We start from the raw sequence: 14070 nt of genomic DNA, 5'->3' as shown, positions 1-14070 counted from the left end.
TAAAAAATAGTTTACCAGGTTGTGTATGGTTTTTTACTTAATTGAGAATTATAATATTTTCGATTCCCCGTAACTTCTTCTCCTAACCAATCTGGTTTTAGGAATGTTTCATTTTCATCTTCTAATTCAATTTCAGCTATGATGAGATCTTTGTTTTTTCCAAAGAATTCATCGACTTCGTAGGTGTGGTTTCCTAGAGAGATTTCATATCGTATTTTTTCGATGATTCCTTTTTCACATAAAAGCATCAATTGTTCTGCTTCTGATACATCAATTTCTTTTTCCCATTCAAATCGAGAAGTCCCCGAAGTATTGCCAATTCCTTTTACAGTGATAAAGGCGTATTCTCCTTTGATTCGAATACGAACTGTTCGTTCTGGGTCAGTATTTAGAAATCCCTGTGTAATACGAGTACTTTTTTGTGCTTCATTTTTAAAAGTTTCAGAGGTTACCAGAAATTTGCGTTCTATTTCAATCATGACTAGTTATTCGGTTATTTTAGACGATGTAGAAATCTTTTATAATTAGAGATAAAGATATTATAATTTGAATCATCAATATCTATTATTTTTGTAGAGTGGAAGAGTTGGGTACATATAGAAAAATCATACATGTTGATATGGATGCATTCTATGCTTCGGTAGAGCAATTGGATAATCCCGAACTTAGAGGGAAGCCATTGGCCGTAGGAGGAGGAGGAAAACGAGGTGTGGTTAGTGCAGCTAGTTATGAGGCCCGTGTATTTGGTGTACGATCTGCTATGCCTGGTTTTAAAGCAAGGAAACTATGCCCTGATCTGATTTTTGTTAGACCTCGATTTGATCGGTATCAAGAGATTTCTTCTAAAATCAGAAAAATATTCTTTGAGTATACAGATCTGGTAGAACCTTTATCATTGGATGAGGCCTATCTAGACGTTACCGAGAATAAAAAGGGAAATCCCAGCGCAACACTAATTGCTCAGGAAATCCGAAAACAAATTTTTGAGGAGGTTGGATTAACCGCTTCTGCAGGAATATCGATCAATAAGTTTATAGCCAAAGTAGCGAGTGATTATAATAAGCCCAATGGACAAAAAACAGTAAACCCCGAAGAGGTAATCGAATTTTTGGAAGATCTGGATGTTAAAAAATTCTATGGAGTGGGGAAAGTTACTCGAACAAAAATGTACCAGATGGGTATTTATACCGGAAAGGATTTAAAATCGAAATCAGAAGAATTTTTAGCACAAAACTTTGGTAAATCAGGAGGACATTACTACCGTATTGTACGAGGAATTCATTTAAGTGAGGTAAAACCCAACCGCGAGCGAAAATCCCTGGCGGCAGAACGAACCTTTAGCGAAAATATAGCTTCAGAAATCTATATGCTAGAGCGATTAGAAAATATAGCAGAAGAACTTCAAAAACGCCTTAAACGAAGTAAGGTTGCTGGTAGAACAGTGACTCTAAAAATTAGGTATAGCGATTTTACACTACAAACTCGAAGTAAAACACTGCCTTATTTTGTAAGCGATACCGATATCTTATTAGAAACCGCAAAAGAGTTATTGTATCAAGATAAGATGAAGAACTCTGTGCGATTATTAGGGATTTCACTCTCTAATCTTAATACAGGTAAGGAGAAGAAAAAAGAAAAGGAAAAAGAAGAAGTAGAAATTATTCAGTTACGATTTGATTTCTAAAAAAGTGTTGGTTGGAGTATTTTTCGCAATAAAATGAAGAAAAATGTATTTTAGGAAGCTCAGCAGGGCTATTGAGAATAACTTTTTTAGCACAAAAATCACTACTCTCGATACAATCCTTCTTTCGGTCTGACCACTCGAATCGATGTGATTTTAAATCAAATCTTACACAAAATCTCTGCTGCATGTTTTAAAGTTTCTTCAGTTTTGGCAAAGCAGAAACGGAGTACATTATCATCTTTCTGATTCAAGTTAAAAACGGATACCGGGATGGATGCGATTTTATGTTCTTTGGTTAGCCTTTCAGCGAAAGCTATATCACTTTCATCAGTGATAACAGAATAATCCAATACCTGAAAATATGTTCCGGATGCCGGAGTAAACTTAAAACGAGAATCGGTAATCATAGATAGGAAAAAATCTCGTTTTTCTTGATAGAAATCAGGAAGGGAAAGATAATTTTCGGGAGCTTTTAAATATTCGGCCAACGCATATTGCATAGGATGACTGCTAGAAAAGACATTAAACTGATGTACTTTTCTAAATTCTGTCATTAATTCTTTTGGAGCCAGGCAATATCCCATTTTCCAACCGGTAGTGTGAAATGTCTTCCCGAAAGAAGCAGTAATAAAAGCACGCTCTGCTAATCCAGGAAATAAAGCAGCACTTTGATGTGCCTGCCCATCAAAAATAATATGTTCATATACTTCATCACTTAATAAAATAATATCTGTATTCGTTACTAATTTTTCTAATTGAAGCATATCTTCTTTAGACAAAACGCTCCCACTGGGATTATGAGGAGTATTGATAATGATCATTTTGGTTTTAGAAGTAATTTTGGCAGCTACTTCTTGCCAGTCTACACTATAATGAGGCGCAGACAACTGTACCGGAACGATCGTTCCGCCAAATAATTCGATAGATGGCTCATACGAATCATAAGCAGGTTTAAAAATAATCACTTCATCACCAGGGTTTATAAAAGCCGAAATAATAGTAAAAATAGCCTGTGTAGCACCAGAAGTTATAGTAATATCGGTTTCAGGATGATAATTACTACCATATAGCGAGTTGGTTTTTTTAGTAATAACTTCTCTTAAAGAGAGTAATCCAGGCATTGGTGCATATTGGTTATATCCATTTTGCATGGCCTGAGTTACCAAATCAATTAGTTTTGGACTTGCCTCAAAATTTGGAAAGCCTTGAGATAGATTTAGCGCTTCATGTTTATGAGCTAATTGGTTCATTACTGTAAATATGGTAGTTGAAACCTCTGGAAGTTTGGAATTGATATTTTGCATAAGGTAAAATTAGCATAATTGTAAAAAAGAGCATTGTTTTTTATCTAAAGTTAATTCTGTATTTCAATCGTTTTAGTATTTAACAATGAACAAAGTTACTTTCTTTTTTATATTCATTATAAATAGTGAAATAAACCCATGCTAAAGCTTGGCTAAAAAAGCATTGAACCCTATTTTTGCTTCACAACTAATTAAACATTTTAAATAATGGGTGGATTGATAAAATCTTCAATAGCTAGAAAAGTAGCCATGGCACTTTCGGGACTTTTCTTAGTTTTCTTCTTATTACAACACTTTACCATCAATTTTACTTCAATTTTCAGCGCAGATACATTTAATGAGTTATCTCATTTTATGGGTACAAATCCGTTAGTTCAATTTGCATTGCAGCCTGTACTTATTTTTGGAGTGGTTTTTCATTTTGTGATGGGTTTTGTATTAGAAATCAAAAACAAGAATGCCAGAGCGGTTAAGTATGCGAAATATAGTGGAGGAGCTAATTCTTCATGGATGTCTAGAAATATGATTTATTCTGGATTAGTGATTCTTGCATTTTTAGGGTTGCATTTCTATGACTTTTGGGTTCCAGAAATAGTACATAAATATATAGAATTTGCACCAGAAGATCCAACACGATATTATCATGAATTGACTGTAAAATTCGAAAGCCATGTTCGTACCATACTATATGTGGTTTCATTTGTGTTTTTAGCATTGCATTTGTGGCATGGATTTGCATCTTCGTTTCAATCTGTAGGATTTAATAATAAATACTCGATAGCAGCAACCAAGTTTGCTAAAGTATTTGCAATTGTTATTCCTTTAGGTTTTATAATTATTGCATTAATACTTCATTTTAATTATGTGCTAAATCATTAAAAAACACCACTAGTATGTCAATTTTAGATTCTAAAATACCTGAAGGTCCACTGGCAGATAAGTGGACAAATTATAAAAATAAAATTAACCTGGTTAATCCGGCGAATAAGCGAAACATCGATGTTATCGTTGTTGGTACTGGATTAGCAGGAGGAAGTGCGGCTGCTACATTGGCCGAGCTTGGATATAATGTGAAAACATTCTGTTATTCTGATTCTCCTCGTCGTGCACATTCGATTGCAGCACAAGGAGGAATTAATGCAGCAAAAAACTATCAGGGTGATGGTGATTCTGATTACCGATTGTTTTATGATACTGTAAAAGGAGGAGATTATCGTTCTCGTGAAGCTAATGTATATCGATTGGCTGAAGTTTCAGGAAATATTATAGATCAGTGCGTAGCACAAGGAGTTCCTTTTGCACGTGAATATGGCGGATTATTAGATAACCGTTCTTTTGGAGGGGTATTGGTATCTCGTACATTTTATGCCAAAGGACAAACAGGGCAGCAATTACTTCTTGGAGCATATTCTGCAATGAATCGCCAGATCAACAGAGGAAAAATACAAGCTTTTAACCGTCACGAAATGTTAGATTTAGTGAAGATTGATGGAAAAGCTCGTGGAATTATTGCTCGCGATCTGGTTACAGGAGAAATAGAACGTCATTCTGCTCATGCTGTGGTATTGGCTAGTGGTGGATACGGAAATGTATTTTATTTAAGTACCAATGCAATGGGGAGTAACGTAATGGCAGCATGGAGAGCACACCGTAGAGGAGCTTTCTTTGCAAATCCTTGTTATACCCAGATTCACCCAACCTGTATACCAGTATCTGGAGATCATCAGTCTAAATTGACATTAATGTCTGAATCACTTCGTAACGATGGACGTATATGGGTGCCAAAAAGAATGGAGGATGTAGAAGCTATACGTGAAGGTAAATTGAAACCAACACAGTTGTCTGAAGAAGAAAGAGATTACTATTTGGAGCGTCGTTATCCAGCTTTTGGTAACCTGGTTCCGCGTGATGTAGCTTCGAGAGCAGCAAAAGAACGTTGTGATGCTGGTTTTGGAGTGAATAAAACAGGAGAAGCTGTATATCTGGATTTTGCATCGGCTATCCAGCGATACGGAAAAGAAAAAGCAATGACCTCTGGTATGCATAACCCTTCTAAGGAAGAAATTACGAAGATGGGAGAGGAAGTTATCGAAAGCAAATATGGGAATCTATTTCAGATGTATGAAAAGATTGTAGATGAGAATCCTTATAAATCTCCGATGATGATCTATCCTGCTGTACATTATACAATGGGAGGTCTTTGGGTAGATTATAACTTACAAACTACTATACCAGGATGTTACGCGGCAGGAGAAGCAAATTTTTCTGATCACGGGGCAAACCGCCTTGGAGCATCAGCATTGATGCAAGGGCTAGCAGACGGGTATTTTGTGTTACCATATACGATTGGAGATTATTTATCTAGTGATATTCGAACAGGAAAAATCCCAACAGATACACCAGAATTTGATCAAGCCGAAAAAGAAGTTAAAGATCGTATCGAGAAGTTAATGGGTGGATCAGGAGAACATTCTGTAGATTATTACCATAAGAAATTAGGTAAAATCATGTGGAATAAATGTGGAATGTCTCGTAATGAGAAAGAACTAAAAGAGGCTATCGAAGAAATCGCAGTACTACGTGAGGACTTCTGGAAAAATGTAAAAGTTCCGGGAACGGTTAATAGTATGAACCCAGAATTAGAAAAGGCAGGAAGAGTAGCTGATTTCTTAGAATTGGGAGAGTTATTTGCCAAAGATGCATTAAATCGCAATGAATCTTGTGGGGGACATTTTAGAGAAGAATCTGTAGAACAGTCTGGAGAACAAAAAGGAGAAGCACTTAGAGATGATAAAAGCTTTAAGTATGTATCAGCGTGGGAATACAAAGGAGAGCCTAAAGATGCCGAACTGCATAAAGAAGATCTGGTCTTCGAAAACATTGAATTAAAAACACGTTCTTATAAATAAAAAGCTATGAATCTTACATTAAAAATATGGCGTCAAAGTGATGCTGATTCCAAAGGAAAGTTAGTAGACTATAAAATTTCTGGAATAGAAGGAGACATGTCTTTTTTAGAAATGTTAGACGTGTTAAATGAAGACTTGATCAATAAAGGAGAGGAGCCTGTAGTTTTTGATCATGATTGTAGAGAAGGGATTTGCGGAGCCTGTTCGTTACAAATCAATGGAGAGCCTCATGGACCGGATCGTTTAGTAACTACCTGTCAATTGCATATGCGTAAGTTTAACGATGGAGATACTATTTATATAGAGCCGTTTAGAGCAAAAGCATTTCCTGTAGTAAAGGATTTAATGGTAGACCGCTCTTCTTTCGAGCGTATACAGCAAGCGGGAGGATATATTTCTGTTAATACTTCAGGAAATACACAAGATGCAAATGCTATTCCTATTCGTAAAGAAGATGCAGACGATGCTATGGATGCAGCAACTTGTATCGGTTGTGGTGCTTGTGTAGCTGCATGTAAAAATGCTTCGGCTATGTTATTTACTTCGGCTAAGGTTTCGCAATTTGCATTGCTACCACAAGGTCAGGTAGAAGCTACAGAACGTGTATTGGCAATGGTAAACCAAATGGATGAAGAAGGATTTGGTAACTGTACCAATACTGGTGCTTGTGAAATCGAATGTCCTAAAGGGATATCATTAGAAAATATAGCACGAATGAACCGTGAATATTTAAAGGCAAGTATGAAAGGATAATCACTTTCTTTAAGTTCTAAAATAGAAACCGAGGTATATAATACTTCGGTTTTTTTATGAAATAATTTTTTCAGGATATTGATAATATGCTATTTGATATTAGTTGTTGGGGTCGATTAGCCATTTTTGGACCATTAAAGATGGATTTAAGCCAGTTTCTTCATGGGTTGAAGGATTTTCTCTTAATTATACAAAAAACAATTATAGAGGTCGCAAGAATCATTTTTTGAATGCCGAACTTATTTAGTACATGAATTTATTCATTGATTTCTTGAGATTGGATAGGCGCATTGTCTAATGTGAGTGTGGTATCAATTTTCTTCTCTTGATACTCTTCTATTGCAAATCCTTTTTTAATAACTACAGCATCATTCATTACAAATGGTTTGGGCATCATATTTTTATTTCTCGAGGGAATTGAGAAATGTTCATTTGTAAGTAAATCATATGAGGATTCATATAAAACAAATTTTGGTAATGAGTCCTTATGAAATTGCATTTGTAATTCTAGTGGTTCATTTTTGCTCACATAATAAGTAAGCAGGTTTTGACTCCATCTTTTTGTAAATGCATTATAGGTTTTGCCATCAGAGTAGTCAAAATCAATTGCTGTTTTACCATTAACTCGTAAAGTATCAAAATTAAATAAGGTTTCGGTATATAAATCAACCCTTTGTATATCTCGCTGAGGTGCAATACAGAGTTCTAGATGTCTTAAGTTTCCGATTATGGTATCTTTACTGATATCCAATTTTGACTGACCTATACTTTTGACAGGTGCCTGATTGGCATAAGCAAAAGACCTTCTGTATTTACTTTGTAGTGTGTTTGCATTATAAGTTTCGGCAATGTTTTCTTCTGGATTGATATAGTTTTGTGTCCAGGAATCAAGAATATTATCATAAGAAGCCCAAACGGCCTTATTTTGATCGGTATCCAAGATATAGACAAGACTATTAGGCTTTTGTCGTTTTTCGGTAAAATCTGATTTTATATGAGCAGCAATAAAGAAAACTAAACTTAGGAGAAGACATAAATTGCCAAATAGTTTTTTTCTTTTGTAGAATCCAAATACAGGAATTAATACACCAAACAACAGTACTGATAATACAGCAGAGACAAAAAGAATCTTTAAGCCTAAAGCCACGGGAAAAGATACAATAAAAGGAGATACGATAAAGATAGCTGGTAGTGCCAAAACAACCATTAATATTGGATTAGGTCTTTTTTGCCGAATAAGAACAACTAATGATATCAATCCAAATAATACAATGATTATAAAATAGCTTGCACCTTTAAGGTATGAAGCCGCCAGGGCACAAATAACCAACCAAACAAATAATGGCCCTATAAGTAAACTAGCTTGATTTTTACTTTTACTAAATCGGGCATATACCTTAAAACAAATGGCTATAGATAATAATACAAAGACAGCAATATACTGATAACCATTATAAGTAAATCCATGTTGAATTTCATTGTAATGAGGATAGATAATCTTAATCAACTGCCATCCTCCAAAAGTTAAGCACCCTGCAAGTATCAAGCATAAAAGGAAAGCACCTAATCCTACTAAAACTTCTCTGAAATCTATTCGATATGCAAATTTTCCATAAAAAATTAATCCTATAAATAAGATAATTGCAATGATCAATAAAATATATATCCAACTAAAAGGATATTTAACAAGGTTAAAAATTGGAGCATTAAAATAAATATAATCCCGATCAGATTTAAGGGTATCCAGATCGACTTCAGAAAAGTAGGAGAGTAGAGGCATAAGGTAACTCCCTTGATGTTGTAATGTGTTTAGGTCTAGGTTTTGCCATGTGTCATTGGCTGTATGATAATCAAAATGATCATCGATAAAAGCAAAGTTGAATCCTTCGATATTTCCTTGCTCTCTTAAAACTGTAAGATCGGTATCATTAGGTAGCATTTTGTATATGCTATAAGCAAGAGAGTTAGTAACAGGATATTTTACACCAGCTTTAGAGAATTCGCTAATCATTTTTCCATTCTTACCATTAGTCTCTATAAGCATATAAGAATTACCACCACTTCCTCTGGCTTCAAAATTAAGAGCAAGTCCTACATCTTTGGCCCAGGGATGTTCTTTCACAAAAAGATCTGCCCCATTAAGCCCAAGCTCCTCTCCATCTGTAATACAAATAATAATATCATTTTTCGGAACTTTATTGGTAGATAAATATGCTCTGATTCCTTCAAGGATAGTTGCGACTCCGCTACCAGCATCACTAGCTCCATATGAAGAATGTGGCGAACTGTCATAGTGAGACATGAGTACCAACGACTTTGTAGAATTACTACCCTTAATCTTTGCAATGATATTTTTGGGTTTGCTTATTGTTCCTCCATCAGAAATAGAAATACCTTCTTGAATTTCGGGCTGCAGTCCCAGTTTTTTTAATTCATCCAGGATATATGTTTTCGTTTCTTCATGTGCAGAACTACCCAGGTAGTGGCATTCTTTAGAGATGTTTTTTACATGTTCTAAAGCACGAAGTGTAGAAAATTCCTGTTTAGAGGTCTTGAGATCTGTTATTTTTTGTGGTTTACTGCTGTAAAATGTGTAAGCTAATGAAATAAAAATGAGGAGTAACGTAAGTAAAGAGGGAAACTTTCGCATGTGTGAGTATTGATTTAGGCTAAAGGTAAGAAATAAGCTACAATTATTAAAAATATACCTTCCGAAATGATAATTGATGATTTCATTCAATAGTTAAAAAATGATACTGATAAAGGTATAAAAATTAGATTTTAATTACATTAAAATTAAAGTCTAACTTGAATAAGTTGTTGTAAATCACTATATTTAAGATTCACTAAATCACTAGATATTATGGGAATAATCAGTTTTCAAGGAGCTCGCTCTAAGACGAAGAAGCAGGATGAGACATTAATAAAAGTCTCTGATTATATGACAAGAGATTTGATTACATTTAGTCCTGATCAACCAGTAATGGAGGTTATCGAGACATTAGTAAAGCATAAAATATCAGGAGGACCTGTGGTTGATGATCATAATCAATTATTAGGTATTATCTCTGAAGGCGATTGTATCAAACAATTAAATGAAAGCCGATATTATAATATGCCTATTGAAGATACCAGAGTAGAAAAATTTATGGTTAAAGATGTAGAAACAATAGATGGTAATCTCAATATTTTTGATGCAGCCAATAAATTTTTACAGACCAAAAGAAGACGCTTTCCTATTCTGGAAGATGGTAAATTAATTGGGCAAATTAGTCAAAAAGATGTAATGAAAGCAGCTTTGAAAATGAATAGCCAAAATTGGAGAAATCGTTAATCAACATTATCAGAAGCTAAGAATAGCGGATTTAATAATTCTTATTTTTTATCAGAACCCGTTATTCTTGTTTCGAAACCATCAATACTAAAAGCATTCTTTTCTTTTTGATAATTTTCTAATCGCTCTTCTCCTTGTTTTTCAGACCAGGATTTTAATTGTGTTCTTTCTTCTTTAAAATCCATAAACGGAACAGCATATCCGCAAGAGGTTTGTACCATATCTACATGCATCTCAATAATTTGCCGGGAACCAATGGTCTTCGGGAATAGATGAATATGGTTATGATATGTTTCATCTTGTTTATGAAATATACTGGCAGTTCCGTATAGTCTCAAGATTAAAGGTTTTCCTTCAAAAGCACAGAATAGAATAGTCATTCTATTATTTTTTATTACATGAGCGGCAGTTTCATTTCCACTTCCTGTAAGATTAAGCCATACAATTTTGTTTGGTCCAATAACCCGAAGTGTATCCATTCCCTTGGGAGAAATATTAACCCGTCCTTCATTGGCTGCTGTTCCTACAAAGAAAACTTTTTGTTTTGCTATAAATTCTTTTAATTCTGAGCTTATCTCGGTTAGTATTTTTGCCATTTTCTTAAGGTTATGATCTATTTATCTTGGGTAAGCGATTCCAGAAATAGGATCATTTTAATTTCTTTTTACAACTGCATAAAAATCATTCTCTAGCGGGAGATATCCTTGATCATATACAAAATAATAGGTATTTCCGGTTTTGGTAACATAAATACTGGTAAAATGCTGAAAATCAAAACCCATAGTCATTAGTTTTGTTTTGGTGGTTTTAGTCTTATCTTTTGGGTTTAATTCTTCAAGGATACGATAGTTTTTGCGTAATAAGTTATTGATATTGCGTATCAGGTTTTTGCTATCCTTGTTGAGCTGATTGTTATACGCATTACGACAATAATCACTACAGAATTTTTTATCTGCTCGACCAATGATTTTGTCACCACATACCGGACATTCTTTTTGCATTTAAAAAAGTATTTGATGTCGAAGATACAATAAATATCCGTTTACAAATGATTAACATAAGGTATTAAAAGAAAATATCTTGTGCTAATCTGTAGGTGTTGGCGTGCGCTTCTATAATGGTTTTAATGTCTGGAGAATAGCCACCTCCCATAGAACACATTACTGGGATGTCAAGATCTTTGCATGTCTGAAGTACAAATCTGTCACGTTCTGTACAACCAGACAGAGTGCATCCTAATTTTCCTAATTTATCGGTAGATAAGATGTCTACACCACTCAAGTAATACATAAAATCAGGTTTCTGATCATTAATAAGTTGAGGAAGAGTTTCTTTTAGAATTCTTAAGTATTCCTGATCTTCGGTTTGATTGGGAAGTTCAATATCCAGATCTGATTTTTCTTTTTTAAATGGATAATTGTTTGCTCCATGCATCGAGAACGTGAATACAGTATCATCACTTTCGAATATTTCTGCAGTTCCGTTACCTTGGTGTACATCAAGATCTACGATCAAAACTTTTTTTACCAAATTATGTTGTAAAAGATATCGTGCTCCAATAGCTTGATCATTTAGTAGGCAAAATGCTTCTCCACGATCTGTATACGCATGATGAGTACCGCCAGCAATATTCATAGCGACACCATATTGTATGGCATATTCTGAAGCCTTGATAGTACCATCGGCGATAATCATTTCACGATCAATGAGCTCTTTTGATAGCGGAAAACCAATTTTTCGAGCTGTTTTGGGATCTAACGATAATTCGATAAGACTTTTATAATAGTCTTTTGTATGGACTGCCAGAATAGGTTGCGCATCTGGAATTTCAGGCTCGAAGAAATTCTCTTCTTTACAGGTTCCTTCATAAAGCAATTGTTTAGGCAATAGCTCGTATTTAACCATCGGGAATCGATGCTTTTCTGGCAAAGGATGAGTATAAATTGAGTGATATGCTATTTTAAGCATATAATTTAACTAACAATTGCCCCGGGATTTACACCACTCTCGTCAGGGTTTAGAAATACCAGTTTCCCTTCTGGGGTCTCCGTCATTAAGATCATTCCTTCGCTTTCTACACCTCTTAATGCTCTTGGAGCAAGGTTAACCAAAACCGTTACCTTTTTACCTACAATTTCCTCTGGAGAAAAGTGTTCTGCTATGCCTGAAACGATCGTTCTGGTGTTAATTCCTGTATCTACTTTAAGTACTAAAAGCTTTTTGGCTTTAGGCATTTTCTCAGCTTCGATGATAGTCCCAACACGGATATCTAATTTGGCGAAATCATCAAAAGTTGCTGTATCTTTTTGTGGTTCTACCACTTTATTTTCAGCTTCGTTAGCTTTTTTAGTTGCTTCCAATTTATCTAATTGTTTTTGGATTTCAACATCTTCGATTTTAGAGAATAACAATTCTCCTTTTTCGATTTGATGTCCTGCTGGAAGAAGTACCTCTTTTGTGGCAACTTCATTCCATGTAGATTCTTGATCAAGTCTCGAAAAACCAAGAATTGATTTTAATTTCTTTGAAGTGAATGGTAGAAATGGCTCTGATAGTGTAGCTAATGCAGATGCAATTTGCAATGCAACATACATAATAGTTTTGGTACGCCCTTCGTCTGTTTTAATCAATTTCCAAGGTTCTTCGTCTGCCAGATATTTGTTCCCTAATCGAGCAACATTTAGTAATTCCTGGCTGGCTTCTCTAAATCGATATCGTTCTATAGAACTCGAGATAACCGCAGGATAAGCTTTAAGCTCTGCTAAGGTTTGCTCATCAACTTCAGAAAAAGTACCTGGTAATGGTACCACACCATCATAATATTTATTGGTCAATACAACTACTCGATTGATAAAGTTTCCGAATATGGCAACCAATTCATTGTTATTTCGAGCCTGAAAATCTTTCCAGGTAAAGTCATTGTCTTTAGTTTCGGGAGCGTTGGCAGTTAATGCGTATCGTAATACGTCCTGTTGATCAGGAAATTCTTCTAGATATTCATGTAACCATACCGCCCAGTTCTTCGAAGTAGACAGTTTATTACCTTCGAGATTTAAGAATTCGTTTGCAGGTACGTTTTCGGGGAGTATATAACTCCCTTCTGCTTTGAGCATACTCGGAAAAATAATACAGTGAAAAACTATATTATCTTTTCCTATAAAATGAACTAATTTGGTGTTCTTATCTTTCCAGTAGGGTTCCCAGTCTTTTCCTTCTCGTGCTGCCCATTCTTTGGTAGAAGAGATATATCCTATAGGAGCATCAAACCATACATATAGTACTTTTCCTTCTGCACCAGCTACTGGAACAGGAATTCCCCAATCCAAATCACGTGTTACTGCACGAGGACGTAATCCATCATCTACCCAAGATTTGATCTGGCCATATACATTGGTTTTCCAATCTTTTTTATGCCCGTCCAGAACCCATTCTCTTAGAAAACTCTCATATTGATCTAGTGGTAAAAACCAGTGTTTGGTTTGTTTCAAGATAGGTTCTGCTCCAGAAATCGTAGATTTTGGATTGATAAGATCTGTTGCATTAAGAGAACTACCGCAATTTTCGCATTGATCACCATATGCTTCTTCATGGCCACACTTAGGGCAAGTACCTACTACAAATCGATCTGCCAGAAATTGCTCGGCTTCTGGATCGTATAATTGTTCTGATGTTTCTTCTATAAATTTACCGTCATCGTATAATTTCTTAAAAAATTCTGAAGCGGTTTCATGATGAATAGGAGCAGAGGTTCTTGAGTAATTATCAAATGAAATTCCAAAATCATTAAAAGACTTTTTAATGATTGTATGATACTTATCTATAATTACTTGTGGTGAAACTCCTTCTTTTTTAGCTCGCATAGGAATAGCAGCACCATGCTCATCACTACCACAAATAAAGGCAACATCATTGCCAGTCATTCTAAGGAAACGTGAGTAAATATCTGCCGGGATATAAACCCCTGCCAGGTGGCCTATGTGAATAGGACCATTGGTATATGGTAAAGCTGCTGTAATTGTATATCTTCCCGTCGTGCTCATAATGCTAAAAAATAAGGCACAAAGGTAATAAAAACACTTGCAAAAT

Annotated in this window: 12 protein-coding genes; 5 read left to right on the top strand and 7 right to left on the bottom strand. The window is 35.1% G+C overall.

The annotated features are described in order from the left end of the window. Nucleotides 1–11 precede the first annotated feature (11 nt). The gene (locus Z054_RS0110070; RefSeq protein WP_024769943.1) at nt 12–479 is read right to left on the bottom strand and encodes a CYTH domain-containing protein; all 468 of its coding nucleotides are present in this window, start codon (nt 477–479) and stop codon (nt 12–14) included. Between the two features lie 98 nt (nt 480–577). On the opposite strand from Z054_RS0110070, the gene dinB reads away from it, so the two are divergent. Further along, nucleotides 578–1684 carry a DNA polymerase IV gene (dinB, locus tag Z054_RS0110065; RefSeq protein ID WP_024769942.1) on the top strand — a complete coding sequence of 369 codons (1107 nt, stop codon included), beginning with the start codon at nt 578–580 and terminating at the stop codon, nt 1682–1684. Between the two features lie 158 nt (nt 1685–1842). On the opposite strand, the gene Z054_RS0110060 is transcribed toward dinB, so the two are convergent. Then, nucleotides 1843–2988, bottom strand: a complete 1146-nt coding sequence (locus Z054_RS0110060; RefSeq protein ID WP_024769941.1) for a methionine aminotransferase — start codon at nt 2986–2988, stop codon at nt 1843–1845. 207 nt (nt 2989–3195) lie between these two features. Here Z054_RS0110060 and Z054_RS0110055 point away from each other — a divergent pair, with 207 nt between their 5' ends. The 3 genes from Z054_RS0110055 to Z054_RS0110045 are packed head-to-tail and all read left to right on the top strand — an operon-like array spanning nt 3196 to nt 6650. Then, nucleotides 3196–3867, top strand: a complete 672-nt coding sequence (locus tag Z054_RS0110055) for a succinate dehydrogenase cytochrome b subunit (RefSeq protein WP_024769940.1) — start codon at nt 3196–3198, stop codon at nt 3865–3867. 14 nt (nt 3868–3881) lie between these two features. Then, nucleotides 3882–5897, top strand: a complete 2016-nt coding sequence (locus Z054_RS0110050; RefSeq protein ID WP_024769939.1) for a fumarate reductase/succinate dehydrogenase flavoprotein subunit — start codon at nt 3882–3884, stop codon at nt 5895–5897. Nucleotides 5898–5903: 6 nt separating this feature from the next. Continuing rightward, nucleotides 5904–6650: a succinate dehydrogenase/fumarate reductase iron-sulfur subunit gene (locus Z054_RS0110045; protein WP_024769938.1), complete on the top strand. Its 747-nt coding sequence runs from the start codon at nt 5904–5906 to the stop codon at nt 6648–6650. Nucleotides 6651–6906: 256 nt separating this feature from the next. Here Z054_RS0110045 and Z054_RS0110035 read toward each other — a convergent pair whose 3' ends face one another. After that, nucleotides 6907–9300: a M28 family peptidase gene (locus tag Z054_RS0110035; RefSeq protein ID WP_024769937.1), complete on the bottom strand. Its 2394-nt coding sequence runs from the start codon at nt 9298–9300 to the stop codon at nt 6907–6909. Between the two features lie 213 nt (nt 9301–9513). Here Z054_RS0110035 and Z054_RS0110030 point away from each other — a divergent pair, with 213 nt between their 5' ends. Beyond that, on the top strand, nt 9514–9984 hold the full coding sequence (locus Z054_RS0110030; RefSeq protein WP_024769936.1) for a CBS domain-containing protein: 471 nt from the start codon (nt 9514–9516) through the stop codon (nt 9982–9984). Nucleotides 9985–10025: 41 nt separating this feature from the next. Here the strand turns inward: Z054_RS0110030 and Z054_RS0110025 are convergent, their stop codons facing one another. From Z054_RS0110025 to metG, 4 genes are all read right to left on the bottom strand, one after another. Then, the gene (locus tag Z054_RS0110025; protein WP_024769935.1) at nt 10026–10580 is read right to left on the bottom strand and encodes a pyridoxamine 5'-phosphate oxidase family protein; all 555 of its coding nucleotides are present in this window, start codon (nt 10578–10580) and stop codon (nt 10026–10028) included. Nucleotides 10581–10637: 57 nt separating this feature from the next. Beyond that, nucleotides 10638–10985, bottom strand: coding sequence for a DUF2116 family Zn-ribbon domain-containing protein (locus Z054_RS0110020; protein WP_024769934.1), 348 nt, complete (start codon nt 10983–10985; stop codon nt 10638–10640). 64 nt (nt 10986–11049) lie between these two features. Next, a complete protein-coding gene (locus Z054_RS0110015) occupies nt 11050–11952 on the bottom strand; it encodes a histone deacetylase family protein (RefSeq protein ID WP_024769933.1) in 903 nt (300 codons plus the stop codon). A 5-nt stretch (nt 11953–11957) separates the two neighbouring features. Beyond that, a complete protein-coding gene (gene metG / locus Z054_RS0110010) occupies nt 11958–14024 on the bottom strand; it encodes a methionine--tRNA ligase (RefSeq protein ID WP_024769932.1) in 2067 nt (688 codons plus the stop codon). Between the last annotated feature and the right edge of the window lie 46 nt (nt 14025–14070).

This window comes from Aquimarina macrocephali JAMB N27 (assembly GCF_000520995.1).
GTDB classification, from domain to species: domain Bacteria; phylum Bacteroidota; class Bacteroidia; order Flavobacteriales; family Flavobacteriaceae; genus Aquimarina; species Aquimarina macrocephali.
This window is presented reverse-complemented; position numbering and strand designations above follow the sequence as displayed.

Bases quoted from the DNA above. Each gene is read 5' to 3' on its own strand.
- Z054_RS0110070 (WP_024769943.1), bottom strand. From the start codon at position 479: ATGATTGAAATAGAACGCAAATTTCTGGTAACCTCTGAAACTTTTAAA.
- Z054_RS0110060 (WP_024769941.1), bottom strand. From the start codon at position 2,988: ATGCAAAATATCAATTCCAAACTTCCAGAGGTTTCAACTACCATATTT.
- Z054_RS0110055 (WP_024769940.1), top strand. From the start codon at position 3,196: ATGGGTGGATTGATAAAATCTTCAATAGCTAGAAAAGTAGCCATGGCA.
- Z054_RS0110050 (WP_024769939.1), top strand. From the start codon at position 3,882: ATGTCAATTTTAGATTCTAAAATACCTGAAGGTCCACTGGCAGATAAG.
- Z054_RS0110045 (WP_024769938.1), top strand. From the start codon at position 5,904: ATGAATCTTACATTAAAAATATGGCGTCAAAGTGATGCTGATTCCAAA.
- Z054_RS0110035 (WP_024769937.1), bottom strand. From the start codon at position 9,300: ATGCGAAAGTTTCCCTCTTTACTTACGTTACTCCTCATTTTTATTTCA.
- Z054_RS0110030 (WP_024769936.1), top strand. From the start codon at position 9,514: ATGGGAATAATCAGTTTTCAAGGAGCTCGCTCTAAGACGAAGAAGCAG.
- Z054_RS0110025 (WP_024769935.1), bottom strand. From the start codon at position 10,580: ATGGCAAAAATACTAACCGAGATAAGCTCAGAATTAAAAGAATTTATA.
- Z054_RS0110020 (WP_024769934.1), bottom strand. From the start codon at position 10,985: ATGCAAAAAGAATGTCCGGTATGTGGTGACAAAATCATTGGTCGAGCA.
- Z054_RS0110015 (WP_024769933.1), bottom strand. From the start codon at position 11,952: ATGCTTAAAATAGCATATCACTCAATTTATACTCATCCTTTGCCAGAA.
- metG (WP_024769932.1), bottom strand. From the start codon at position 14,024: ATGAGCACGACGGGAAGATATACAATTACAGCAGCTTTACCATATACC.